22 protein-coding genes and 1 other RNA gene are annotated in these 25,276 nt (G+C 36.8%); 13 read left to right on the top strand and 10 right to left on the bottom strand.

Features of this window, described 5'->3' with window-relative positions; translation table 11 throughout:
- The first annotated feature begins 140 nt into the window (after positions 1 to 140).
- A complete protein-coding gene (argO, locus tag DK861_RS08075; RefSeq protein WP_072063360.1) occupies positions 141 to 764 on the top strand; it encodes an arginine exporter ArgO in 624 nt (207 codons plus the stop codon).
- A gap of 87 nt (positions 765 to 851) precedes the next feature.
- Positions 852 to 1,586, top strand: a complete 735-nt coding sequence (locus tag DK861_RS08080) for an oxidative stress defense protein (protein WP_006533709.1) — start codon at positions 852 to 854, stop codon at positions 1,584 to 1,586.
- Positions 1,587 to 1,658: 72 nt separating this feature from the next.
- Here the strand turns inward: DK861_RS08080 and DK861_RS08085 are convergent, their stop codons facing one another.
- Entirely contained in the window at positions 1,659 to 2,558 is a 900-nt protein-coding gene (locus tag DK861_RS08085; RefSeq protein ID WP_072063359.1) for a LysR family transcriptional regulator ArgP, read from the bottom strand.
- Positions 2,559 to 2,718: 160 nt separating this feature from the next.
- On the opposite strand from DK861_RS08085, the gene rpiA reads away from it, so the two are divergent.
- The gene (rpiA, locus tag DK861_RS08090) at positions 2,719 to 3,375 is read left to right on the top strand and encodes a ribose-5-phosphate isomerase RpiA (RefSeq protein ID WP_072063358.1); all 657 of its coding nucleotides are present in this window, start codon (positions 2,719 to 2,721) and stop codon (positions 3,373 to 3,375) included.
- A gap of 272 nt (positions 3,376 to 3,647) precedes the next feature.
- Complete coding sequence (serA, locus tag DK861_RS08095) at positions 3,648 to 4,898, top strand: phosphoglycerate dehydrogenase (protein ID WP_006533704.1); 1,251 nt, start codon at positions 3,648 to 3,650, stop codon at positions 4,896 to 4,898.
- Between the two features lie 76 nt (positions 4,899 to 4,974).
- Here the strand turns inward: serA and DK861_RS08100 are convergent, their stop codons facing one another.
- The 6 genes from DK861_RS08100 to zapA form a co-directional block, all read right to left on the bottom strand.
- The gene (locus DK861_RS08100) at positions 4,975 to 7,086 is read right to left on the bottom strand and encodes a type I secretion system permease/ATPase (protein WP_109399781.1); all 2,112 of its coding nucleotides are present in this window, start codon (positions 7,084 to 7,086) and stop codon (positions 4,975 to 4,977) included.
- 13 nt (positions 7,087 to 7,099) lie between these two features.
- Positions 7,100 to 8,461 (bottom strand): HlyD family type I secretion periplasmic adaptor subunit, encoded by a 1,362-nt coding sequence (locus DK861_RS08105; protein WP_239452150.1) that lies wholly within the window; start codon positions 8,459 to 8,461, stop codon positions 7,100 to 7,102.
- A 5-nt stretch (positions 8,462 to 8,466) separates the two neighbouring features.
- Positions 8,467 to 10,539 carry an ABC transporter transmembrane domain-containing protein gene (locus DK861_RS08110; protein ID WP_109399782.1) on the bottom strand — a complete coding sequence of 691 codons (2,073 nt, stop codon included), beginning with the start codon at positions 10,537 to 10,539 and terminating at the stop codon, positions 8,467 to 8,469.
- 101 nt (positions 10,540 to 10,640) lie between these two features.
- The gene (locus DK861_RS08115; RefSeq protein ID WP_109399783.1) at positions 10,641 to 11,240 is read right to left on the bottom strand and encodes a 5-formyltetrahydrofolate cyclo-ligase; all 600 of its coding nucleotides are present in this window, start codon (positions 11,238 to 11,240) and stop codon (positions 10,641 to 10,643) included.
- Between the two features lie 169 nt (positions 11,241 to 11,409).
- A non-coding RNA gene (gene ssrS, locus DK861_RS08120) (6S RNA) lies at positions 11,410 to 11,593 on the bottom strand.
- Positions 11,594 to 11,702: 109 nt separating this feature from the next.
- Complete coding sequence (gene zapA, locus DK861_RS08125; protein WP_023581530.1) at positions 11,703 to 12,032, bottom strand: cell division protein ZapA; 330 nt, start codon at positions 12,030 to 12,032, stop codon at positions 11,703 to 11,705.
- A gap of 176 nt (positions 12,033 to 12,208) precedes the next feature.
- Here zapA and DK861_RS08130 point away from each other — a divergent pair, with 176 nt between their 5' ends.
- The 7 genes from DK861_RS08130 to gcvP all read left to right on the top strand — a co-directional run bounded on the left by DK861_RS08130 (position 12,209) and on the right by gcvP (position 21,547).
- Entirely contained in the window at positions 12,209 to 12,787 is a 579-nt protein-coding gene (locus tag DK861_RS08130) for a YecA family protein (RefSeq protein ID WP_109399784.1), read from the top strand.
- A gap of 51 nt (positions 12,788 to 12,838) precedes the next feature.
- Positions 12,839 to 14,149 carry a Xaa-Pro aminopeptidase gene (gene pepP, locus DK861_RS08135; protein ID WP_109399785.1) on the top strand — a complete coding sequence of 437 codons (1,311 nt, stop codon included), beginning with the start codon at positions 12,839 to 12,841 and terminating at the stop codon, positions 14,147 to 14,149.
- A 13-nt stretch (positions 14,150 to 14,162) separates the two neighbouring features.
- Positions 14,163 to 15,335 (top strand): 2-octaprenyl-6-methoxyphenyl hydroxylase, encoded by a 1,173-nt coding sequence (gene ubiH / locus DK861_RS08140; protein WP_109399786.1) that lies wholly within the window; start codon positions 14,163 to 14,165, stop codon positions 15,333 to 15,335.
- 29 nt (positions 15,336 to 15,364) lie between these two features.
- Entirely contained in the window at positions 15,365 to 16,600 is a 1,236-nt protein-coding gene (ubiI, locus tag DK861_RS08145) for an FAD-dependent 2-octaprenylphenol hydroxylase (protein WP_109399787.1), read from the top strand.
- Positions 16,601 to 17,014: 414 nt separating this feature from the next.
- Complete coding sequence (gene gcvT, locus DK861_RS08150; protein WP_006533682.1) at positions 17,015 to 18,109, top strand: glycine cleavage system aminomethyltransferase GcvT; 1,095 nt, start codon at positions 17,015 to 17,017, stop codon at positions 18,107 to 18,109.
- Positions 18,110 to 18,143: 34 nt separating this feature from the next.
- Complete coding sequence (gene gcvH, locus DK861_RS08155; protein WP_109399788.1) at positions 18,144 to 18,536, top strand: glycine cleavage system protein GcvH; 393 nt, start codon at positions 18,144 to 18,146, stop codon at positions 18,534 to 18,536.
- Positions 18,537 to 18,670: 134 nt separating this feature from the next.
- The gene (gene gcvP / locus DK861_RS08160) at positions 18,671 to 21,547 is read left to right on the top strand and encodes an aminomethyl-transferring glycine dehydrogenase (protein WP_109399789.1); all 2,877 of its coding nucleotides are present in this window, start codon (positions 18,671 to 18,673) and stop codon (positions 21,545 to 21,547) included.
- A 68-nt stretch (positions 21,548 to 21,615) separates the two neighbouring features.
- Here the strand turns inward: gcvP and DK861_RS08165 are convergent, their stop codons facing one another.
- Both DK861_RS08165 and ygfZ read right to left on the bottom strand, forming a co-directional pair.
- Positions 21,616 to 22,218, bottom strand: a complete 603-nt coding sequence (locus DK861_RS08165) for an HD domain-containing protein (RefSeq protein WP_109399790.1) — start codon at positions 22,216 to 22,218, stop codon at positions 21,616 to 21,618.
- Between the two features lie 31 nt (positions 22,219 to 22,249).
- Positions 22,250 to 23,236, bottom strand: coding sequence for a tRNA-modifying protein YgfZ (gene ygfZ / locus DK861_RS08170; RefSeq protein ID WP_109399791.1), 987 nt, complete (start codon positions 23,234 to 23,236; stop codon positions 22,250 to 22,252).
- 264 nt (positions 23,237 to 23,500) lie between these two features.
- On the opposite strand from ygfZ, the gene sdhE reads away from it, so the two are divergent.
- Together sdhE and DK861_RS08180 are read left to right on the top strand one after the other, a co-directional pair.
- A complete protein-coding gene (gene sdhE / locus DK861_RS08175; RefSeq protein WP_109399914.1) occupies positions 23,501 to 23,776 on the top strand; it encodes an FAD assembly factor SdhE in 276 nt (91 codons plus the stop codon).
- Positions 23,777 to 24,251: 475 nt separating this feature from the next.
- Positions 24,252 to 24,659, top strand: coding sequence for a protein YgfX (locus DK861_RS08180; protein WP_109399792.1), 408 nt, complete (start codon positions 24,252 to 24,254; stop codon positions 24,657 to 24,659).
- 16 nt (positions 24,660 to 24,675) lie between these two features.
- Here the strand turns inward: DK861_RS08180 and fldB are convergent, their stop codons facing one another.
- Positions 24,676 to 25,194 carry a flavodoxin FldB gene (gene fldB, locus DK861_RS08185; protein WP_072063492.1) on the bottom strand — a complete coding sequence of 173 codons (519 nt, stop codon included), beginning with the start codon at positions 25,192 to 25,194 and terminating at the stop codon, positions 24,676 to 24,678.
- Positions 25,195 to 25,276: the final 82 nt, after the last annotated feature.

A 25,276-nucleotide genomic window follows, 5' to 3' on the forward strand; every position in this document is an offset into this window, starting at 1 on the left:
CCACGTTAATAACGTGGCTTTTTTTGTCTTTATCGCCATTAGTTTTTCTTATTATCGATAAGAATGATTCATTTCCTCTAATATCAAAACCCCTCTATTATTCAGCTAATATCTAACGAATAATTATTAAGGTATTTTGCATGTTTACAACTTTTTTTCAGGGTTTTTTATTAAGTGCTGCCATGATTTTACCTATAGGTGCTCAGAATGCTTTTGTTTTACAACAAGGGAGTAAAAAACAATTTCATTTAATGAGTGCATTTTTATGCGCTTTAAGTGATGTTGTATTAATAACAGCGGGTGTTTTTGGTGGCAGTGCATTACTCAGTCAATCAGAAACGCTTTTATTATTGATCACATGGGGAGGCGTGGCATTTTTACTTTGGTATGGTTGGAATGCATTTAAAACAGCTTTTTCAAAAGATATTGAACTATCACAAAGTGAAAATCAGGTAAAAAGCCGTTGGCGTGTGATTGTGACATTAATTGCCGTAACTTGGCTTAATCCTCATGTTTATTTAGATACTTTTGTTGTGATAGGCAGTATTGGTGGACAATTAACCACAGATCTTCGCCCTTGGTTTACAATTGGTGCAGTATTTGCCTCTATAAGTTGGTTTTTCGCATTATCACTACTTGCGGCTTGGTTTTCTCCAATATTAAGCAAAACACGCTCTCAACGCATCATTAATTTGTTTGTAGGATGTGTAATGTGGTTTATTGCTGTTCAATTAGCGGCACAAGGATGGAAAACTCTCTTTTAATCTTAAAGAACTTTACATCATATATGCTAATGTTCTTCTTAGTCCTAAAAACAGGGCATTAAAATTTATTTTGTCAGGGGGGTTTTTGTGAAATTAAAAGCAATTGTATTAGCATCCGTGTTTACGTTGGGATTACCTTCCATTGCACTAGCTGCATCGGAGCCAGAAGGACCACATATTACAACATCGGGTAATGCGACAATTAAAGCAGCTCCTGATATGGCGACATTAAATATTCAGGTTAGCGAAAGAGCAAAAGATGCTGCTCAGGCTAAGAAACAAGTTGATGAGCGTGTTGCAAAATATTTTGCCTTCTTAAAAGAAAATGGTGTTGTGAAGGAAGATATCGATGCTGCTAATATTCGTACTCAACCAAACTATGAGTATGATAAAAAAGCAGAGCGTTCGGTGATTAATGGTTATACAGCAACACGTACTGTTAATGTTAAAATTAAGAAATTAGAACAGCTTAATACGCTACTTGATGGCGCATTAGCGGCGGGTTTAAATGAGATTAATAACGTTGAATTTGGTGTTAATAATCCAGAGCAATATAAAGCGAAAGCACGTGAAGTGGCGATTAAAAACGCGATTGATCAAGCAAGTTCAGTTGCAAAAGGTTTTGGCGCTGATTTAGGTGCAGTCTATAGTGTAAGTTATCGAGCACCAGAGGCAACGCCTTATCCAATCGCACAAGTGCGTATGGATGCAATGACATTGAAAGCACAAGCACCTGCCGCTGTACAAGAAACTTATCAACAACAAAGTATTGAATTTAAAGATTATGTGGATGTGGTTTTTGAATTAAAACGCACTAAATAATTGTACTGCAATAAAATAGAATAGGCTTCAATATGAAGCCTATTCTTTATGGTAGCAAGATAAAATAATGTATTACTCTTCACCTTGTTTTAAAACCTTACGGCCAAAATCAATCAGTGCATCTGTTACTTTTCTCATGGTTCTACTTTCTGGTGCAAAGCGGTGCCAATAGAGCATACGTCGTTGGCAAAGTCCCGGTGTTAAATCAACCAACTCTCCGCTTTTTAGTTCATTAGCAATTTGTAGATGTGGGATCATGCAACATGTCGAACCTTGTTTAGCTAATTGCACAAAGGCTTCAGAGGAGTTCACGATATGACACGGCACACTACCTGGAGATAAACCGAAATTTTGTTGTAAAAATGCCTGATGCATATCATCAAGATGGTCAAATGCGACTGCTGGCGCTTTTAATAACGACGACTTAGTTACGCCATTTACAAAATAACGCTGAGCAAAATCAGGAGAAGCCACAAATAGATAATCAAGTGCGCCTAATTGATCGACAAGGCAACTTGGTAGTGCTTGTGGTTGAATACTGATTGCACCAACGACTTCACCTCGCCTTAATCGTTCTTGAGTACGAGTTTCATCCTCTACTTGAATATTAAGACGAATAGGCAGTTGCGTTAAGACAGGGTGCAAAGCGGGTAATAACCACGTTGCCAAACTATCCGCATTCACCGCCAAAGAGAGTAAAAGAGGTGTAGAGCCGCTATTTTCATCACCTAACCATTGCTCTTCAAGCAATTCTACTTGATGCAATAGCGCTAATAATTTTTGTCCTTGCTCAGTGGGTTGAGGTGGAACAGTTCTGACTAATAGCGGCTGCCCAAATAAATTTTCTAACTGTTTGATACGCTGAGAAACGGCAGATTGTGTAATACATAACTTTTGCGCAGCTCTTTCAAAACCACGTTCTCGGATGACCGCATCAAGGGCTTGTAATGCTCGATAATCAGGGCGTTTCATTAACAGACTCTCTTCGATTTTATATTCTATTGCTTACTATGCCATATTTTTGGTTGTAATGAGTTAAAATGTTGCTTCTCAGTTTTTGATGTGTCCGGTGCTAGTTTTGAATGCAATATGCTATTCTTAATCCATTAATGTGATAAATAAGGTTTTTTAAATGACTCAGGATGAATTGAAAAAAGCAGTAGGTTGGGCAGCGCTTGAATATGTAAAACCAGGCACGATTGTGGGTGTCGGTACTGGTTCCACGGCTTCTCACTTTATTGATGCATTAGCAACAATGAAAGGTCAAATCGAAGGCACTGTTTCAAGTTCAGAAGCATCAACTGCAAAATTAAAAAGTTACGGCATTCCTGTTTTCGACTGTAATGAAGTCGATTCTTTAGATATCTATGTTGATGGTGCTGATGAAATCAATCACCATATGCAAATGATCAAAGGTGGCGGTGCTGCATTAACGCGAGAAAAAATTATTGCAGGTGTGGCAAAAACATTTATCTGTATCGTTGATGAATCTAAACAAGTCGATGTATTAGGTAAATTCCCTCTACCTGTTGAAGTTATTCCAATGGCGCGCTCTTATGTCGCTCGAGAGTTGGTTAAACTGGGTGGCTTGCCTGAATATCGTGAAAACGTGGTAACAGATAATGGAAACGTTATTTTAGACGTTCATAACTTAACAATTCTTAACCCTATTGAACTGGAAAATAAAATTAACAGTATTCCAGGAGTGGTTACAGTAGGATTATTTGCTAATCGTGGTGCAAATGTCGTTTTAATGGGAACGTCTGAAGGTGTTAAAACGATTAAGTAAGATGACTAAAAAGAGGTGGCGATGGCGACCTCTTTTTAAAATTATTTTAGAAACTGCAAATTCAGTGATATATATCACACCATAGTTATATCTCTCTTTAAAATCCTGCCTTTTTCAAAGTCAAAATCATTTTACTCGGTAGAAAATCGCTTTCTTTATCGCTTATTCTGTCATCACTGCAATCGGTTGTATTGCCACAAACTCTATTTTTGTTATGTTGTTGAGACAGGATTTTGTTTTTCATTAAATGTAACAACGATAGGGCAGGGTAAATGGTCAAAGTATCTTTGGAAAAAGAAAAGATAAAGTTTCTACTCCTTGAAGGTGTGCACCAAAGTGCAGTAGAAAATTTAAGAGCTGCGGGTTATACCAACATTGAATATCACAAAGGCGCATTATCGGACGAAGAATTAAAAGAAGCTATCCGTGATGCACGTTTTGTTGGTCTTCGTTCCCGCACTCATTTAACAGAAGAAATTTTTGCAGCCGCTGAAAAATTAGTTGCTGTAGGATGCTTCTGTATTGGGACCAATCAGGTTGATTTAGATGCTGCTGCTCGTCGCGGTATTCCTGTTTTTAACGCTCCTTTCTCAAATACTCGTTCCGTGGCTGAGATGGTGCTAGGTGAATTATTGTTATTACTGCGCCGTATTCCGGAAGCAAACGCGAAAGCCCACCGTGGTGTTTGGGATAAGCAAGCCAAAGGTTGTTTTGAAGCGCGCGGTAAAAAACTAGGTATTATTGGTTATGGTCATATTGGTACACAGTTAGGAATTTTGGCTGAAAGTGTGGGTTTAGATGTTTATTTTTATGATATTGAAAATAAACTGCCACTGGGTAATGCAACGCAAATTCGTCATCTGTCTGAACTATTGAATATGTGTGACATTGTCAGCTTACATGTACCAGAAACACCATCAACAAAGAATATGATTGGTCATGAAGAAATTCAGCGCATGAAACCAGGTTCAATTCTTATCAATGCTTCTCGTGGTACTGTGGTTGATATTCCTGCTTTAGCACAAGCGTTAGAATCAAAACATTTATCTGGTGCTGCCGTTGACGTGTTCCCATCTGAACCAGGTGCAAATAACGATCCTAACGATCCGTTTGTCTCTGAACTTATTAAATTCGATAACGTGATATTAACGCCTCATATCGGTGGTTCAACACAAGAGGCGCAAGAAAATATTGGTTATGAAGTTGCAGGTAAATTAGCGAAATATTCAGATAATGGCTCTACGTTATCTGCGGTTAACTTTCCAGAAGTATCACTGCCAAGCCACGGTGATGATGTAAACCGTTTACTGCATATTCATGAAAACCGCCCAGGTATGATGAATAGCATCAATAAAGTGTTTACTGAAGAAAATATCAATGTAGCCGCACAGTATTTACGTACATCAGGTAATGTAGGTTATGTTGTGATTGATATTACAACACAAACTAAAGCTCAAGCTGAGTTAGTGTTGCAGAAACTGAAAGAGTTACCAGGTACAATTCGTGCTCGTATGTTGTACTAAATAAACGATTTTAATATTAAAAATAAAGGCTCAATAATTTGAGCCTTTATTTTTATGATTCATCACTTATTATGGTTTATTGCTGTGTCTGTTGTTGCCACAATTGCTGATAAAGTGTTTTATTATTTAATAAATCTGTATGTGTACCTTCTTCTAATATACGACCTTTATCAATGACATAAATATAATCTGAAATAGAAATGGAATTAAGTCGATGTGCGATACAAATTACCGTTCTATTTTTACAAATAGCAGGAAAGGTTGCTAAGATTTCAGATTCTGAGCCATAATCTAATGCGGATGTTGCCTCATCTAAAATAAGAATGCGCGGATTAGGTAAAAGTGCCCTTGCTAGAGCAATGCGCTGACGCTGCCCCCCTGATAAATTACTTCCTCTTTCTCCTACTTGCGTATTAAACCCATTAGGGAGTTGAGTAATAAAATTAAAAGCCCCTGCTAATTTGGTCGCTTCAATAATATCTTCTTCGTTACAATCAGGTTTTGATAAACGAATATTTTCCATAATAGTGCCACTAAATAAAAAATTATCTTGTAAAACAACACTAATCGATTGGCGTAAAGCAAGGGGATCGGCAATTGCGAGATCCATGCCATCTATATAAATTTGCCCTTGTTGTGGGGTATAAAAACGTTGAATTAAACGTGTGATGGTACTTTTCCCTGAACCTGATGGCCCTGTAATACCAATAAACTTTCCTGCAGGAATAGCGAAAGAAAGTTGTTCAATCACATCTGGAGTATTGTCTGTATAACGAAAGCGTACATGAGAGAATTCTATATTTCCTTTAATATGTGGCAAAGTGGCAAGCCCTTGATGTTGATATTCTGTGGGAGTATTGAGGATCTCGCCAATACGACGTATTGAGATGCTAGTTTGTTGAACATCTTGCCAGAGTTGAGCTAAACGTAAAATAGGTTGTGTAATATGAGCGGCAAACATATTAAAAGCCACTAATTCTCCCACACTTAACTGTGTCTTCATAATTAAGTTCACACCATGCCACAAGATAATTGCCATAGTAATTTTATGAACAGCGCCAATTAATTGCTGAGCAAGTAACGCTTTTTTGGCAGCAGAAAAACGCTTAAGAATATGGTTGGTGAGCTTATATTGCCATTTTTCAATAAATTGGTTTTCTGTTGCTGTTATTTTAATGGTTTCTATACCATTGATGGCTTCAGTTAATAAGCTCGTATTATCGGCATTCGCTTGGTACTCTTGTTCAACCCAATAACGGATCATTGGGCCAAGTATCAGCCAGAGTAAAAAATAAAGTACTAATGCTGCTATGGTTATCCAAGTTAATAAAACTGAGTAAGCAAACATCACTGAAATAAACACGATAATAAAAATAAAATCCAACACCATCATCAGTGCTGAGCCAGTAATAAATTGGCGAATATGGGCAAGCTCTTGAATACGAGAGATAATTTGTCCAGATTGACGTTGATTAAAAAACTGATTTGGTAATCGAATGAGATGATTATAAATTTTACCAGAAAATTCCGCACTTAGGGTGCAAGAAACAAAAGCATAAAGTTTATCCCGTACTAAAAGATATATAGGCTCTATAACTGCAATAAGTACAAGCACCCAACCTAAAACTTGTAAATTAGATAAGCTTCTTCCTGTTAATACCTTATCAATGACTTTTTCAAAAATGATTGGATTTACTAAAGAAAATAATTGAATAAAACAAGATAAAATAAAAATTAAATATAATGATTTTTTTTGTTTCAATAAAGAAGGAATACACCACATTAAACTAAACTTGCTTAGTTTATTTGTAAGTATCTTATTAATAATTAGAAGCGTTGGAAAAGTGATGTTTTTATTAATATGATGAATTTTTTCTGTGTTAGTACTTGGATCAATAATAATTAATTTATCATTTGTTCTTTTCTTTAGAATATACCAATATCCATTTATTTCAATAAGTGTATCAATGATACTTTCATCTTTATTATTAAGGTGAGAGAATTGGCATTTTAAATTTAGTTGTTGAGCAGCTTCAATAATATTTAACTCAGAAAGATGATTAATATCACCTAAAAAATGAATAAGCTGCTCTTTTTTTAATGAGTTTTTATTTTCTTTTGAAAAATAAATTAGCCCATCAATAATTGAAGGATGAAGAGGAAGATGATTTTTAGCTATATTATTCATAGATATCTCTCTATTATTTTTCCCTTAATGCTTCATGACGATAAACTTCTATTGGGCTGAGTAAATAATCAATCACTCGACGTTTTTCAATAATTACATCAGCGACTAAAGACATCCCTGTGGCAAGCTGATATTGCTCTTCATCTTCACCAATAGCTTGTTTATCTAGTTCAATAAGGACTGGATAAACTAAGCCTAATTGTTCATGCTGTACGGAATCTTTTGCTATATTGATAATAGTTCCTTCAATGGTGCCATAACGGGTATAAGGAAAGGCATCAATTTTAATTACCGCTTTTTGTCCAGGATAGATAAAACCAATATCTTTATTGAGAATATTTACCTCTGCAACATTATGTTGATTATCTGGTACTATTACCATTACTGCTTGTGAAGGTTGTAATACAGCTCCTAGAGTATGAACAGAGAGCTCTTGGACAGTACCTGTAACAGGAGAACGTACAATTTTTAATTGCTGACGTTTCTGAGCATGATAAAGATTTTGCTGATAAAGAAAAACTTCACTTTCATATTGTTTAAATTTGTCATACCACTCTAGATATTTTTGTTTTTCTAATCTGTCGCGTTCTTTAATATGCTTTTTTTCTTGACTGGATAAAATAATTAACTCTGATGATTTCCTCTTAAGAGAACGGTTAATTTCTAGTAGTTCATGTTGATTTTCTAAAAATTCCATAGTACTAATGATTTTCTTATCATAAAGTGTCTTTTTTATATTAAAGCGATTTTCAATATTCTTCTTTAATTTATTTAATGATTCAATTTCCTGATGAGTCAGGAGTTTATTTTTATTGTTAGTTTCTATTTCAGCATTAATATTATTGATACTGGCATCAAATTCATCTTTTTCTTTTTTATAACTTAATAGAATTGATTCTTTGTTTTTCTCATTTAATGAATTAAATTGAGGGAATGTATCAGGTAAAGTAATTTGACTTAATGCTTGATAACGAATTTTTAATAATAATAGATTCTCTATTTTATTTTTTAGATTATTGATCTCTTCATCAACACCTAAAATATCAAGTGTTAATAAAGCTTCTCCTTTGGAAACCTGTTGGCCATTTTTTACATGGATTGCTGTTAAGCGACTATGTTCATAAATTTGAATTTGTTGAGAGTAACCTGAAACAACTAATTTTCCCATTGCTGATGAGAGTACATCCAATTTGCCTATATATGCCCAGAGTATAAATATAATAACGCTTAATGAAATTATTATCGCAATAATACGGCTATAAGGTGTTGGTGGTTTTTCAAGCACTGCAATATGATTAGGGTAAAAATCATAGTTTTTAGGCTCTTTTTTAGCTTTAAAATAATGATTAATGAGTTGTTTGATTTTTGATTTCATTATTTTTATCCTTGTTGATGTAGCCAAAGTTTTTTATAAGAACTATCTTTTTTAATCAATTCATTATGTTTTCCTTCTTCAATTATCTGACCATTTTCTAATACAATAATGCGGTCACAGTTTTTTATTGTTGAAAGGCGATGAGCTATCATAATGACGGTTTTATTTTGCGTTATAAGAGGAAGGTTTTTTTCAATTATGGCTTGAGACTCGCCATCTAATGCACTAGTGGCTTCATCAAAAATTAAAATCTTAGGTGATGATAGTAAGGCTCTGGCAATTGCTATACGTTGGCGTTGTCCCCCAGATAAAGATCTGCCATTTTCAGCAATTAAGGTATCGTATCCCAAAGGAAGCTTTAAAATAAATTCATGAGCACCTGCTAATTTAGCAACATGAATAACTTCATCTAATGAGGCTGATGGTTGGGTTAATCGGATATTATCAAAAACGGTTAAATGAAATAAAAAATTCTCTTGTAATACAAATCCTATTTGTTGACGTAATACTGTGGGAGGAATTTCGCAAACAGGAATTCCATCAAGCTTAACTAGTCCTAATTGTGGTATATAAAGTCCTGCGATCATGCGTGCTAATGTGCTTTTTCCTGATCCAGAAGTTCCAACTATGCCAATAGTTTCATGCTTTTTAATCACAAGAGAAATTTGCTTTAAAATGGCGGGAGCATCATGTTGATAGTAAAAACTTACATTCTCAAAACTCACTTCACCTTGTAATATAATTTTCTTATGTGCTTTTTCTTGCTCTATTGGAAGATTAAGAATGTCTTGTAAATTATAAACAGCCGTTTTTGTTCTTATATACTTTCCCCAAACTTCTATTGCGGAACTTAAAGGTTGCAAACAATGAGTTAACAACATATTAAATGCTATTAGCTGACCTATGGTCATTGAGAGTGAAATCACTTCAGAAGCACCAAGACATAAAAGAGTGGCTATCGTTATTTTTTGTAAAAATGAAACAATGTATTGCGATAGATTATCAATATTTTGTAATTTTAAATTTTCATTAGTCAGTTGATGAATTTGCGTATTCCACTGTTGTGTAAAACGCGGTTCTAATGAAAGACTTTTTATTGTTTCTATGCCTCCTAGTGTTTCTGTTAAAAAAGCACTATTTGTTGCCGAGCATTGATAAAGTTGTTGTACTGTGTTTTCTATTTTTGGTGCAATTAATTTAGCTAATATAAAATAGAGTGGAATGGTGGTAAGAAATATTAATGTTAACTTTAATGACAAATATGCCATAACAAACAGAAAAATAAAAATAAATGAGAAGTCAACTAATAACATTAATAAGGTCTTTGTAATAAATTCTCGAATAATATCAAGTTCTTTTACACGGGTGACAATAATACCTGTTTGGCGAGATTTAAAGTAACTAATAGGTAACTTGAATAAATGATGAGTCAATTTTAAACTCAGTAACATATCAATTTTATTAGCAGTATGATGATAAATATACTCTCTTATTCCCTGAAGTACAGAGCTTGAAATAGCTACAAAAATAAGACCTATTACTAATACATCAAGTGTGGACAAAGCTCGATGTATAATAACTTTGTCCATAATTATTTGTGTGACTAGAGGAGATGCAAGTGCTAGCAGCTGAAGAATCAACGAGTAAAATAAAACACTTTGAAAGAATGAACGATATTTCATAAAAGTAGGAATAAACCAAGAAATATCAAAAAAATGCTTTGTTAAAAAATCTAGATAATAATAGTGATGAGCACTGTTTTTTATTAACGTTTCTTTGTTCCACGTTTCCATTTGGTCAGTTTGTAGGTTATAAATCAGAAACTCATGATCATTATATTTTAAAATAATAAATATGTTTTCTAAATTGTCTAAAAATATAATTGGATGATTTAATTGTTTTTTAAAAATATGATGAATGCTTTTTTTTCTTAGTTTAAAAGCGTAGGTTTTTTCTAATGATGAGATAGTGCTATTACATTCATTATTAGTTAAATTGTCATTGTCTAATTGTTTTCCCGATAATTTTAGAATTATATTGATACTTTTTATAATCTTTGTGTTTTCTCTATTTTTCATCTTAGATACAGTTTGGTTAAAAATAGAGATTTAAACTAATAATGTAAGATAATGATATAAAAAAACAAAGATGGTGGAAAATAAAAATTAATATATATAAGTTAGTTATTGAAGTTCCATTTTTTATTAGGTGTAATAATTTCAGGTAATGGAACATCCCAATTAGCAATAGGAAGATGATCAACTTGTTGGAAAGTATGAGCAAGCCCCATTGGGTAAAATGATTTTTGTTGCCAGTTTTCTAGTGTTCTATCGTAAAAACCTCCCCCCATACCTAATCGTTGGCCTTGGGTATCAAAAGCCACTAACGGTGTAAAAATAATATCAATATTAGAGATAGGAATAACCATATTCACATTTAAAGGAGGCTCAGAAATATTAAAGCGATTTTTGACTAATACAGTAGAAGGTGTGTAGCGTAAAAAAAGGAGGTGATGACGATGAAATGGGTGTAATACTGGTAAGCAAACCTGTTTATTTAATGCCCATAGTTGAGAGATCAAAGGTGATGTATCAATTTCACCATCAAAAGAAAGAAATAGTGCAATCGTCTGCGCAGGCTTGATTTTAGAGTGAGTAAGAACTTGCTCACATAATTTATCAGCAGCCTGTTGTTGTTTGTCTGATGTCAGTGAACGTCGCTTTTGGCGAATAGTTTTGCGGATTTCATCTCTTTGTTGAAAAAGTGAAGTATGGGTCATTCATTAATCCATCAATAAGTGCTTGGTGTTAAGTGGAAATCATCATTTCTATCAATTTATCACACTTTAGAGGTAAGAAAGCAAAGAGGTTGAAGATATGAGAATAGAAGCATAAAAAAAGTTCTAAACACTAAGTAGTTATAAAATACTTAATGTTTAGAACTTTAGTAGGGTCTCCAAGATGCCGCCGCAAGCTGTAACCCTTGAACCCATGGTCCAAGGTGAACATAGTGTTGCTACCATTAGGCTGCCTGAACGAATCGGGTATGCTCACAAGCAACAGATCACCACGTTCTATGTGTTTCGAATATCGGCTCAGGGGACTGGCCCGCTGGCAAACATCTCAGAGAAATTTGGTGGGTGCGTTAAGCACCTTATCTATGAACTATTGTATTATTTTAATTGTAGAAAGCAACCTATTATCTGTGAATTTCGTGGTATACGCATGCTTTCTGAACAAATCTACTTCGCAGTTGAAAAAGTGCGATCATGGTGCTTGCCTTGATCGTGTAAAGCTTGTTCAATGGATTGTTGTAGCATTTTTATCTTTTCTTCCATGTTGTAGGCATAGTCTCTGGTTTTTAACTTTTCTTCTGCCAACTCATGACTCATATTTAATGCCACGATAAAAATTAAGTGCTCTGTGTTGGAAACACCACTGCGTTCTTTGAGATCTTGTAATCGTTGTTCCAGTTCAGCAGCAGAAGCCAGTAAAGCATCTCTTTGTTCTGGTGGGCAATTGACACGTAATGAGCGCCCAAAAATTTGAAGATCAACGGGTTGTGCGGACATGATTCCTTCCTGACATAAAATCTGTGCTACGTGTTTAGTAGTGTATACGGTTATAACACTGTATTAAACGCTATTACTGCAAAAATTCCAATGATTAACATGGCTTAACTGGTACAGCGACTTCTATTGATGGTAGCATATCTTGAACTATTCCCCTAAATGCGACGTTTATTCTTATGTCAAAACAGAACACATTACCGAATTACCAAACTATTGATGCATTATTACAGCAACATACAATACCTTTAACCGCGGCTGAAATGCATGGTTTGATTACAGGATTTATTTGCGGTGCAGTGCGCGATAGCAGTTGGAAAACCTTATTGCACGATCTGACTAATGAAGGTTTAGCCTTTCCTAAAACGCTATCAGAGCCGCTTGAAGAGCTTTATCACATCACCTATGAACAGCTTGATGACAGTGTGTTCAACTTCTTTATGTTAGTACCTGACGAGTCTGAATCGGTTTTTTCAAGAGCTGATGCGCTTGCGGGTTGGGTTAATCATTTTCTTTTAGGGTTGGGAGTTGCTCAACCTAAGTTGTCTGATCATAAAGAATTGACCGAAGTGATTACAGATTTGCGTAATATAGGTGCGCTAGGTTACGAAGAAGACGAAAACCAAGAAGAACTTGAAGATGCACTTGAAGAAGTCAGTGAATATGTAAAAGTATCTGTTCAACTTTGTTATATCACTTTTGTTGCACCAAAAGACAAAGATAATAACGAACAAAATGAGCAACGTGTACTACATTAATTTCATCATTAATTAGATAACCATAAAGATAAATGAAAGACAGGAGTGGGTATGAATAAGCAAGAATTTTTATCCCGTCGTCAGGCATTATTAGCTCAAATGAAGCCTGCGAGTGCAGCTATCTTTTTCGCTGCACCACCAGCGCAACGTAATGCCGATAGTGAGTATCCTTATCGTCAACATAGTGATTTCCTTTATCTAACGGGTTTCAGTGAGCCTGAAGCTATTCTTGTGCTGATTAAAAGTGATGAAACACATAATCATAGTGTGCTTTTTAATCGTGTTAGAGATTTAACCGCTGAAATTTGGTTTGGTCGTCGCCTTGGGCAAGAAGCTGCACCTGAAAAATTGGGCGTTGATAAGGCGCTACCTTATGAAGATGTTAATGAACAACTTTACCAATTATTAAACGGGTTAGATATTGTTTATCATGCTCAAGGTGAATATGCATTTGCTGATGAGATAGTCTTTAATGCATTAGAAACCTTAAGAAAAGGTTCCCGTCGTAATTTAAAAGCACCACAAATTATTATTGATTGGCGTCCAATTGTTCATGAGCAACGCCTATTTAAATCTGATTTTGAACTTGAATTACTGCGTAAAGCCGGAAAAATTACTGCATTAGCACATACGCGTGCGATGCAAAAATGTCAGCCTGGTATGTATGAATATCAACTTCAAGGTGAGATTGAACATGAGTTTGTCTCTCATGGTGCGCGTTTTCCTTCCTATAACAGTATTGTCGGCAGCGGTGAAAATGGTTGTATTTTGCACTACACCGAAAACGAAACCAAAATGCGTGATGGGGATTTAGTACTCATTGACGCAGGCTGTGAATATGAAGGTTATGCTGGTGATATCACCCGTACTTTCCCTGTCAATGGTAAATTTAGCCGTCAACAACGTGAAATTTATGACATTGTCTTAAAATCCATCAATGTATCTTTGGAATTGTACAAACCTGGTACAAGCATCAAAGAAGTCACTGAGCATGTCGTGTATATCATGGTCGAAGGATTGGTTAAACTAGGCATTATGCACGGTGAAATTGAGCATCTTATTGAAACAAAAGCTTATCAGCGTTTCTTTATGCATAGCTTAAGCCATTGGTTAGGTCTTGATGTTCATGATGTTGGACATTATGGCACAGACCGTGACCGTATTTTAGAACCAGGCATGGTGCTGACTATCGAACCGGGGTTATATATCGCGCCAGATGCCGATGTACCACAAGAGTATCGTGGGATTGGTATTCGTATTGAAGATGACATTGTTATCACTGAAACGGGAAATGAGAACTTAACGGCATCTGTCGTTAAAGATCCTGATGAAATTGAAGCTCTGATGGCAGGAAAAATTTAAGGCTAAAATCAGCATGAATGTGATTATTGTGGGTGGTGGAATGGCCGGTGCGACATTAGCACTTGCACTCTCTGCATTAAATAAAGGTAAGATTTCAATTTCGTTAATTGAAGCAAAAGAGCCTGAGAATGGGCATCCGGGGTTTGATGCAAGAGCGATCGCATTGGCTCATGGAACAGCGAAACGGTTAGAGCAAATCGGGCTTTGGTCAACATTAAAACCTTTTGTCACTCCCATTAATCATGTTCATGTTTCTGATAAAGGTCATTGTGGTTTTGTTAATATTGATGCACAAGACTATGATATTTCAGCTCTTGGTTATGTGATTGAGTTGCATGATGCAGGGCGGCTACTCTTTGCCAAGCTAAAAAAGCAATCTAATATCGCGCTTTATTGCCCTGCTAAAGTTGAACAAGTTCAGCGTAATATCGACTGCGTTGAGGTAACGCTTGATAATGGTACGCAAGTAACAGGTGATTTACTGATTGCAGCAGATGGTACAAATTCGCCTATAGGCCACCAATGCCATATTCAATGGCAACGAGAGCCTTATCATCAAGTCGCCGTAATTGCTAATGTCAAAACAGAAATAGACCCAGAGGGGAAAGCCTTCGAGCGTTTTACTGAATTTGGCCCATTAGCCATGTTACCGATGAGTGAAGGGCGTAGCTCATTAGTGTGGTGTCATCCGATTGAAAAATGGGATGAAATTTCACAGTGGGATGATGAAACAACCGTTGCACATTTACAGCGTGACTTTGGCTGGCGTTTAGGAAAAATAGAACATATTGGTAAGCGCAATTGCTACCCTTTAGCACTACAAAAAGCCAATCAAATTATTGGTCATCGTTTAGCGTTAGTTGGCAATGCTTCGCAAACACTTCATCCTATCGCAGGGCAAGGTTTTAACCTCGGTTTACGTGATGTTATGGCACTCGCCAATACGATCACTCAAGCGATTAATGCCAATGCTGATATTGGTAGTTATCGAGTGCTCTCTCAATATCAACAAATTCGCCAACAAGATAGAGAAAAAACAATCTCTATTACTGATGGGTTGGTGAAAGTGTTTGCAAATCGTTGTGTGCCATTGATTGTTTCTCGCAACTTAGGGTTAATGACGATGGAGTTGCTCCCAATGATGAGAGATAAATTGGCGCATCAAACACTTGGCTGGACAGACTAAATATAATCGCTTTTTAGGATACTTTTATTATGAAATCATTCGATGTTGTTATTGCTGGTGGTGGAATGGTTGGGCTTGCATTAGCCTGCGGATTACACGGGTGTGGATTACGTATAGCGATAATAGAAAATCACCCAGTAACAAAACATTTTCACCCGCAAGATGATTTTTCATTACGGGTATCTGCTATTAATACAGCCAGTGAAATGTTGCTAAAAAAATTAGGTGTTTGGGAAAGTTTACAAGCATTACGAACTGCACCTTATCAAGGTATGGAAGTTTGGGATCAAGATAGTTTTGGTCGTATTGAATTTTCGGCACAAAAAGAAGGGTTTAGCCATTTAGGCTCTATTATCGAAAATAACCTTATTCGAGAAGTGCTTTGGCAAAAATGTGAAAGCCACAGTGATATAACCTTCTATTCATCGACACAAATTGAACGTGTTGTTTGGGGGGAAAATGATGCATTTATTACCCTTAATGATGGTGAAATGTTGACGGCAAGATTAGTTGTCGGAGCCGATGGTGCTAATTCATGGTTACGCAAACATGCAGATATTCCTCTGACTTTTTGGGATTATGAACACCATGCATTAGTCGCGACTATTCGTACTGAACAACCCCACGATAATGTTGCACGCCAAGTCTTTCATGGCGAAGGTATTTTGGCATTCCTGCCTCTTTCTGATCCTTATACTTGTTCTATCGTTTGGTCTTTACCAAACAACCTCGCTGAAAGTTATAAAAACGCAGAAAAAAAACTGTTTGAGCGCACGTTAGGTGTGACTTTTGATATGCGTTTAGGCCAATGTGAATTAATCAGTGATCGCATGACCATACCATTAACAGGTCGTTATGCACGCCAATTTGCAGCGCCTCGTTTAGCATTATTAGGCGATGCGGCACATACTATCCATCCTTTAGCTGGACAAGGCGTTAACCTTGGTTTTATGGATGTTGCTGAGTTAATCGGTGAGATCCGTCGCTTAAAAACAGAAGGTAAAGATTTTGGTGAATATCTCTATTTGAGACGATTTGAGCGTCGTCGCAAACATGCTGCTGCTGTTATGTTGGCAAGTATGCAGGGATTTCGTGAACTTTTTGCTGGCAACAATCCAGTTAAAAAGCTGGTTCGAGATATCGGCCTTTCGTTAGCAGATAGTTTACCGGGCGTAAAACCAAAGTTACTTGAACAAGCAATGGGGCTTTCTGATTTACCTGAATGGTTAAGTGATAAAAATTTCACTTCAGTTGAAAAAATCTAATTCCTCTCTTATTTCACATTACTTTTATTTATATCTGACTGAAGAAATAGAACTAAAAAAATCTATTTTTTCAGTCTATTCTTTGCACTAATTCCTTTTTTATAGGAATTCCTCGCTAAAAATGAGCGCTGATACGCATAATTGCAATCATTAGTTCTGCATACTCATATCTCTCTATTATGATTGAGAAACACAATACCCTATTTTAACTTATGGTTTATTTTTTCTGACAATGCTAAGTTCAAGAAGATGGTATCGTTTGCGTTGTACGTTAATTGCTCGTATTTGTTAAATCTCTGTTTAAAAATAAACTTAACCTCGTGATTAATACGCTGATTTCTAATCAAGTTTAATTTTATATTTAACAAATTGCGTTCTCTGAATAATCTAAAGTAAAAGTAGAAAGAGGGAAGAATGGCAAAACAGACTCCGTTGTATGATGAGCACGTAGCCTGCGGTGCTCGTATGGTCGATTTTCATGGTTGGATGATGCCACTGCATTATGGCTCTCAAATAGATGAACATCACAATGTACGCCGTGATGCAGGTATGTTTGATGTTTCTCATATGACCATTGTTGACTTACATGGCTCGCAAGTTAAAGATTTCCTACGTTATTTATTAGCGAATGATGTCGCTAAACTCACCGAAAAAGGTAAGGCACTTTATACCGGTATGCTTAATGCATCAGGCGGTGTAATTGATGATCTTATCGTCTATTACTTTGATGATTCTTTCTATCGCCTTGTGGTGAACTCCGCTACTCGTGAAAAGGATCTGGCATGGATTGAGCATCATGCTTCAGATTATGTCGTTGATATCACTGTTCGTGACGATTTGGCATTAATCGCGGTTCAAGGTCCGCATGCACAAGAAAAGGTTCAGCGTTTATTAACTGAACAGCAACGCCAAGTTGTTTCAGCTATGAAGCCTTTTTATGGCGTAGAGCTTGATGACTTGTTTATCGCAACAACGGGTTATACCGGTGAAGCAGGTTATGAAATAGCGATGCCAAAAGAGCAAGCTGTCGATTTTTGGAAAAAATTATTAGCAGTGGGTGTTAAACCTGCCGGATTAGGCGCAAGAGATACGTTACGTTTAGAAGCGGGAATGAACTTATATAGCCAAGAGATGGATGAAACTATTAATCCACTTGAAGCGAATATGGGCTGGACGATTGCATGGGTACCTGAAGATCGTCAATTTATTGGTCGTGAAGCATTAGAAAAATTACGCGCAACAGGCACAGATAAACTTGTTGGCCTTGTCATGCGAGAGAAAGGTGTGTTGCGTGCAGGCACTGCCGTACACTTTACTGATGATTTGGGGGAATTAAGAGAAGGTGTGATTACAAGTGGTACTTTCTCGCCCACATTAGGCTTTAGTATTGCATTAGCAAGAGTTCCCGCAGGTATAAAAGATAGCGCAATTGTATTAATGCGTAATCGTGAGATGCCAGTAGAAGTGGTAAAACCTGGCTTTGTTCGTTCAGGTAAAGCATTGGTATAACACGCACAATTATTTTAAATGGAGAGTAAGGTCAATGAGTCAAATACCTAGTGAATTAAAATACGCGCAGTCTCATGAGTGGATCCGTTCAGAAGGTAATGGTGAATACACTATCGGTATTACTGAACATGCACAGGAATTATTAGGTGACATGGTATTTGTTGATCTACCTGAAGTGGGTAGAGAAGTGGCAGCAGGTGATGATTGTGCAGTCGCGGAATCAGTAAAAGCTGCATCAGATATCTATTCACCATTATCGGGTGAAATTATCGCAGTAAATGAAGAGTTAGAGGGTTCTCCAGAGCTGGTAAACAGCGCGCCTTACGGAGAAGGTTGGCTATTTCGCATTAAAGCAAATAATGAAAGTGAATTAGATGACCTACTTGATGCTGCTGGTTATCAAGAATTGGTAGATAGCGAAGAGTAAACCGAAGCGCCCCGTCAAATTAATGTCGGGGCGTTTTCATTTGTTAGCTTGTTATCGTAATGCTGTCTTAACGCGCTTTAAGCCGTGTGCTATTTACCTATCCATATCATAGTGAATTCAGGAAATTACTTGCAATGACACAGACTTTAAACCAGTTAGAGTATCGCGATGAATTTATTCGTCGCCATATTGGTTCATCACCAGAACAGATTAAAGAGATGCTCAGTGCTGTTGGCGTCTCCTCATTAAATGAATTAACTCAAAAAATTGTTCCAGATAATATTCAATTAGAAACACCACCGAATGTGGGTGCAGGGGCAACAGAGCAAGAAGCCTTAGCTGAATTGAAAGCGATCGCTAGCCAAAATAAACGCTTTACTTCTTATATTGGAATGGGGTACGCGCCTTCTGTATTACCTCCTGTGATTTTGCGTAATTTATTAGAAAATCCGGGTTGGTATACCGCTTATACACCGTATCAGCCAGAAGTATCTCAAGGTCGTTTAGAATCATTACTGAATTTCCAACAGGTGACAATCGATTATACAGGAATGGATCTCGCCTCTGCATCATTGCTCGATGAAGCAACGGCTGCAGCCGAAGCAATGGCGATGGCAAAACGTGTAAGCAAACTAAAAAATGCAGATCGTTTCTTTGTCGCTGATGATATTCATCCTCAAACCTTAGATGTTGTCAGAACTCGTGCAGATACTTTTGGCTTTGATGTTGTTGTTGATAAAGCTGAGAAAGTATTGGAACTTGAAGGTGTTTTTGGTGTGCTATTACAACAAGTTGGCACAACGGGTGAAGTTCATGATTACAGTAAGTTATTGACTGAACTGAAAGAACGCAAAATCATTACTAGTGTTGCTGCCGATTTAATGGCGCTGGTGGTATTAACAGCACCGGGTCATCAAGGCGCTGATATCGTATTAGGTTCAGCACAACGGTTTGGTGTACCGATGGGATATGGTGGCCCTCATGCAGCATTCTTTGCTTGTCGTGATGAATATAAACGAGCAATGCCAGGGCGTATTATTGGGGTATCTCGTGATGCTGCGGGTAATCGGGCATTACGCATGGCAATGCAAACGCGTGAACAGCATATTCGTCGTGAAAAAGCCAACTCCAATATCTGTACATCTCAAGTTTTGCTTGCCAACATTGCTGCTATGTATGCGGTTTATCATGGGCCAGAAGGATTAAAAACTATCGCTCAACGTATTCATCGTTTAACGGATATTTTGGCAGCGGGTTTACAGCAAAATGGCATGGCCTTACGCCATCAAACTTGGTTTGATACCTTAACAGTTGAAACAGCAGATAAAGCCGCTGTATTACAACGTGCAAAAGACGCTGAAATTAACTTGCGCACTGATATTGTGGGTGCCGTTGGTGTCACATTAAGCGAGATTACAACTCGTGAAGATGTATTAAAGCTAGTTGAAATTATCAGTGGTAAAGCATTGGTGGGTGATATTGATACACTTGATAAACAAGTCGCTTCATCTTCAGCATCTATTCCCGCATCTATGCAACGTAAAGACACTGTGCTGACACATGAAAACTTTCATCAGTATCACAGTGAAACAGAAATGATGCGCTATATGCATCGTTTGGAAAATAAAGACTTAGCATTGAATCAAGCGATGATCCCATTAGGATCATGTACGATGAAACTTAATGCTGCAGCTGAAATGATCCCTATTACATGGCCTGAATTTACAGAGCTACATCCATTCTGCCCAGCTTATCAAGCGAAAGGCTATCAGGTAATGATTGGGCAATTGGCTAATTGGCTTGCTGCATTAACCGGTTATGATGCAATGTGTATGCAACCAAACTCGGGTGCTCAAGGTGAATATGCAGGTTTATTAGCTATTCGTCGTTATCACCAAAGTCGTGGTGAAGGAACGCGACATATCTGTTTGATCCCAAGTTCAGCACATGGTACTAACCCTGCTTCTGCTCATATGGCAGGAATGACGGTAGTGGTGGTGGGATGTGATGATAACGGCAATATTGATATTGCAGACTTAAAAGCTAAAGCAGAAAAGCATCAAGCTGAACTCTCTTGTGTAATGGTGACATACCCATCAACGCATGGTGTTTATGAAGAAGGTATTCGTGAAGTTTGTGAAATCATTCATCAATATGGCGGACAAGTTTATCTTGATGGTGCCAATATGAATGCGCAAGTGGGGATCACAACACCGGGCTTTATTGGCTCTGATGTTTCTCACTTAAACTTACATAAAACTTTCTGTATTCCTCATGGCGGTGGTGGCCCAGGTATGGGACCTATTGGTGTGAAATCACACTTAGCACCATTTGTACCAGGACATTCTGTTGTTGAAATGGAGAATGTCACCACACAAGGCGCGGTTTCTGCAGCTCAATTTGGTAGCGCTTCAATACTCCCCATTAGTTGGATGTATATTCGTATGATGGGGTCTCAAGGGCTTAAACAAGCAAGCCAAGTGGCAATCTTAAATGCGAATTATATCGCGCAACGTCTGAAAAATGACTATGACATTCTTTATGCTGGCGCTGATGGTTATGTCGCACATGAATGTATTATCGATATTCGTCCATTAAAAGCAAATTACGGTATCAGTGAAATGGATGTGGCTAAGCGTTTAATTGACTATGGATTTCACGCTCCAACCATGTCATTCCCTGTTGCGGGTACATTGATGATTGAGCCGACAGAATCAGAAAGCAAAGTGGAAATTGACCGCTTTATTGAAGCTCTGCTTTCTATTCGAGCTGAAATTGCACAGGTAGATAAAGGTGTATGGCCAATTGATGACAATCCATTAGTTAATGCACCTCATACACAATATGAATTAGTGCAAGAGTGGTCACACGGTTATAGCCGAGAGTGTGCTGTATTCCCAAGTGAAGCAACGAAACAAAACAAATATTGGCCTGCGGTTAAACGTCTGGATGATGTGTATGGCGACCGCCATTTACATTGTTCATGTGCGCCAATTAGTGATTATGAATAAGCTTTAATCTAACAATATTCCTAAATTAAATACCGATGGTTAAGTTAGCCATCGGTATTTTTTTGTTGTTACTTCAACCAGCCTTTTTTCTGCGCCTCTAATAATTGAGGGTAGAGATATTGCCAAAATTCTGGCCACTGTTTTTCAATAAACAGATTGCGCGCTAATACTTGTTCTAAGCGGATATTATTTTCTACCCAACTTTGACCTTCATTATGTAAATTCATCAGCATTGGCATGGTGCGATCAAGAATATTAGCGAACTGAGACTCGGGTGTTTCAGCAGCATCATATTCCAACCATAAATTGAGGAAATATTCACTTTGTGGGGAGGGTAATAAAGCAAAAATGCGTCTTGCAGCTTTTTGCTCGTGTTCTTTGATAGCTTCACGCGCCGCAACGTCATACACCATAACGTCACCAGCGTCGATTTCAACGATATCGTGGACTAAAGCTAATTGAATAGCACGCCCCATATCAATATCGCCCGCATAAGGTTGGAAACTCATTGCAGCAACCGCAAAATGCCAGCTATGTTCTGCTGTATTTTCAGAACGGCTATTGTCTAATACATTATTTTTACGATAAACACGTTTAAGTTTATCTAACTCCATAATAAAGTTAATCGTATCAGAGAAGGGGCCAAATGCGCCTTTAGGTAATTGTGTCATAAAAATCCGTATTGGTTATGATAAATAAGAATTACTCTTCTTCTAAAGAATAAGGCAGTGGTTTAATGGATAAACGACTGGTGCTATCGCCTTGAACTCGAAATACACTATCGAACTCCATATCGTTATTCATAACAACTTCAGCCAAAATAGTATTATCAGCCATACGTACAGCGCTTAATACAGTGCCCGTTTTGCGCCATTTATCTTCACCCAATTGCCACTCAATACTACCTCCGATCTCAGGTAGCTCAGTACCGCCACCTGATAACAGATACATTGCACGTTTATTGGCGCCTCTAAATTTCGCACGAGACACCATCTCTTGCCCTGTATAACAACCTTTTTTAAAGCAGATGCTCAGTGGCAATGCCTGTAGGTTTGTTGCTTGAGGTAAGAATTGCTCAATATTTGGAGTATCAATAATAGGATATCCAGCCTCAATATCTAAAGCTAACCATTGCTCACTATTACTGATTTCCGCTTTTAATGTTGCTACAAGATTTTTTGCTGTTTCTTCATCGGTTACGATTAAAAAGCGTTCAGTAGGTAAAGGCAGTTGAAGAATATAAGTATTATCGTGATTAACGACTTCGTTTGCTTTACGAGGGATATTTGGAAAGTAATCAGCTAATGCAAGAGCTGCACCTTGCCCAGCTAACCCTAATAAAACGCTATCTGTATTTTCAGCTAGGGTTACTTTTGAGAATACGGCATATTTTTTTAATTCGGCAAGTTGTTTTTGTGCGACATTTTTACGCAGAATATAAGCAAAACCTTCTTGCTGGTGGAATAAGCGAAGTGTGCTCCACATTTTACCTTTTGCTTCACAGTGTGCAGCCAATGTATGTGTCGTTGTTGGAAGTGCTGCAATATCCGTTGTTAATTGACCTTGTAGATACTTTTCACTGTCAGCACCTGTTGCTGTTATCAGTGACCATTCATCTAAAGAAACCAGTGTTAATGGCAAATTGATTGCTGCATGAGGGCGTTTAGCCTGAATAGAATTTTGAGTCATGATGTCACCAGCTATTAAATTAATCAGATACATCAGTTATGGTAAAAGAGTGACAAGACAATGCAAGTCATTATTATTTTTAACGCACAGAAAATGAACTTGATAAATAACAAATGAATGTGTGTTCAATAGGTTGTCTATGAGACTAAACATGCAAACTGTGATCATTTTGATGTTAAAAATTTTGCGATAAGACTATCATCAATACTAGGAAGAAATAGTGGTATTTCTTGATTTGAACAATGTAAAGAGCAGAGTATGACTATCGATATAGAGAATAAAGCACGAATTAACTGGGCATGTCGTCGTGGAATGCGTGAACTAGATATTTCTATCATGCCTTTTTTCGAGAATGAGTACGACACGCTATCTGATAACGATAAAGCACTTTTTGTTCGTTTACTAGAGTGTGCAGATCCTGATTTATTTAACTGGTTAATGAATCATGGACGCCCTGATGATGATGAGCTCGATTATATGGTGAAATTAATTCAAGATCGCAATAAAGCTAGAATGGCGGAAATCGTTGATAAATATTAATAAAAAAAACGTATAAAATCAGCGATAGGCTAAATAATAATTTTTTGTTGATTATAAATGACGCTTTTATTATCTCATAAAGGCGTTTTTTTATTTTTATATAAAAAATAATATTATTCATGTTCTAAAATGTGATGAAATAAAGAACAGGTTTGCGATAAAAATGCGAGTTGTCTCTATGAATTATCGTTTAAATGATTTTTTTTCACGATTATCTTCTGGATATTTAGTCGATCGGGTATGCTTATTTTATTAAAACAGTAATTAAAAAAGAATAAAAATTACGTACTTATTATTAAATTGTGTTTTTTAAACACAGATTAAATAGAAAAATTAACAATTAATAATCAAGCTAAAATATAAGATAAACTATTTGCAAGGTTAAGAAGGAAGTTACATTATAAATAGGTTGGTTTTTTATTATCTTTAACTTATTTCTATCTATATAGAATTATAGCAGGAGTGAATATAACTCGTGATTTTATGGAAATCGCACCTCACAGTATCATGGTTCACTCAACTCTTCTCAACGGTTGCTTATGTTGCCTTTGTGATAGCTTTACTGTTGTATCCATGGCCACCTGATTTTATTTATGTTTGGGTTCCATTGTTACTTCTCCTGATAAGCAGTTGGTATTTTACACAAAAGAATATTAGCCGTATCAAAGGAGATTTTATTTTACTAAATGGCAATCGAATTCAATGGAAACTACATGAATGGCAAATAACGAAACGTCCTTGGATAAGCCGTTTTGGTACTCGAATAACATTGACTTCTATTCTAAATAAAAAGCAAATCACGTTATGGGTTGCATTTGATAGTATGACTGAAAATGAGTGGCGTAACTTATCTCAGTTATTAATGCAATATCCAGATATTTAATATCTGGATATTAAATTTATAAATTTTCTTCTATTTCACGTAGAATTTGCATACACCATTGTGATAAACGTTCATCAGTCTCTTCAAACTGGTTAACGTCATCTAATGCAAGACCAACAAAATGTTTGCCATCATCTGATAAAGGTTTTGGGCTGATAAATTCATATCCATCGACAGGCCAGAAACCAATAAATTTAACACCACTTGGTAATAAATGATGATAGAGCATACCCAGCGCATCAAGAAACCATTCGCTGTAATCGACTTGGTCACCCATTCCATACATGGCAATAAGTTTATTTTTTAAATTTAATGTTGGCAATGTTTCCCAAATATTGAGCCAATCTTCTTGGATCTCGCCAAAATCCCAAGTGGGAATACCTAAAATAAGGATGTCATATTGCTCCATAAGCGTGATATCACACTCTTGAACATTATGAAGATCAACGAACTCTTCACCGAGAATATCACGAATTTTTTCTGCTGCCATTTCGGTGTAACAGGTACTGGAACCGTAAAATAGACCAATTTTCATAAAGGTTTCTAGGATATTTTTGCCAATAAAGGTCACTATTGTACCAGAAAAATTTTTTTATAAGGCATAATGTAAAGGCGAT

This window comes from Proteus sp. TJ1640 (assembly GCF_003144445.1).
GTDB lineage: Bacteria > Pseudomonadota > Gammaproteobacteria > Enterobacterales > Enterobacteriaceae > Proteus > Proteus penneri.

Excerpts from the sequence above, each read along its gene's own strand:
- argO (WP_072063360.1), top strand. The coding sequence starts at position 141 with ATGTTTACAACTTTTTTTCAGGGTTTTTTATTAAGTGCTGCCATGATT.
- DK861_RS08085 (WP_072063359.1), bottom strand. The coding sequence starts at position 2,558 with ATGAAACGCCCTGATTATCGAGCATTACAAGCCCTTGATGCGGTCATC.
- rpiA (WP_072063358.1), top strand. The coding sequence starts at position 2,719 with ATGACTCAGGATGAATTGAAAAAAGCAGTAGGTTGGGCAGCGCTTGAA.
- serA (WP_006533704.1), top strand. The coding sequence starts at position 3,648 with ATGGTCAAAGTATCTTTGGAAAAAGAAAAGATAAAGTTTCTACTCCTT.
- DK861_RS08100 (WP_109399781.1), bottom strand. The coding sequence starts at position 7,086 with ATGAATAATATAGCTAAAAATCATCTTCCTCTTCATCCTTCAATTATT.
- DK861_RS08105 (WP_239452150.1), bottom strand. The coding sequence starts at position 8,461 with ATGAAATCAAAAATCAAACAACTCATTAATCATTATTTTAAAGCTAAA.
- DK861_RS08110 (WP_109399782.1), bottom strand. The coding sequence starts at position 10,539 with ATGAAAAATAGAGAAAACACAAAGATTATAAAAAGTATCAATATAATT.
- DK861_RS08115 (WP_109399783.1), bottom strand. The coding sequence starts at position 11,240 with ATGACCCATACTTCACTTTTTCAACAAAGAGATGAAATCCGCAAAACT.
- zapA (WP_023581530.1), bottom strand. The coding sequence starts at position 12,032 with ATGTCCGCACAACCCGTTGATCTTCAAATTTTTGGGCGCTCATTACGT.
- DK861_RS08130 (WP_109399784.1), top strand. The coding sequence starts at position 12,209 with ATGTCAAAACAGAACACATTACCGAATTACCAAACTATTGATGCATTA.
- pepP (WP_109399785.1), top strand. The coding sequence starts at position 12,839 with ATGAATAAGCAAGAATTTTTATCCCGTCGTCAGGCATTATTAGCTCAA.
- ubiH (WP_109399786.1), top strand. The coding sequence starts at position 14,163 with ATGAATGTGATTATTGTGGGTGGTGGAATGGCCGGTGCGACATTAGCA.
- ubiI (WP_109399787.1), top strand. The coding sequence starts at position 15,365 with ATGAAATCATTCGATGTTGTTATTGCTGGTGGTGGAATGGTTGGGCTT.
- gcvT (WP_006533682.1), top strand. The coding sequence starts at position 17,015 with ATGGCAAAACAGACTCCGTTGTATGATGAGCACGTAGCCTGCGGTGCT.
- gcvH (WP_109399788.1), top strand. The coding sequence starts at position 18,144 with ATGAGTCAAATACCTAGTGAATTAAAATACGCGCAGTCTCATGAGTGG.
- gcvP (WP_109399789.1), top strand. The coding sequence starts at position 18,671 with ATGACACAGACTTTAAACCAGTTAGAGTATCGCGATGAATTTATTCGT.
- DK861_RS08165 (WP_109399790.1), bottom strand. The coding sequence starts at position 22,218 with ATGACACAATTACCTAAAGGCGCATTTGGCCCCTTCTCTGATACGATT.
- ygfZ (WP_109399791.1), bottom strand. The coding sequence starts at position 23,236 with ATGACTCAAAATTCTATTCAGGCTAAACGCCCTCATGCAGCAATCAAT.
- fldB (WP_072063492.1), bottom strand. The coding sequence starts at position 25,194 with ATGAAAATTGGTCTATTTTACGGTTCCAGTACCTGTTACACCGAAATG.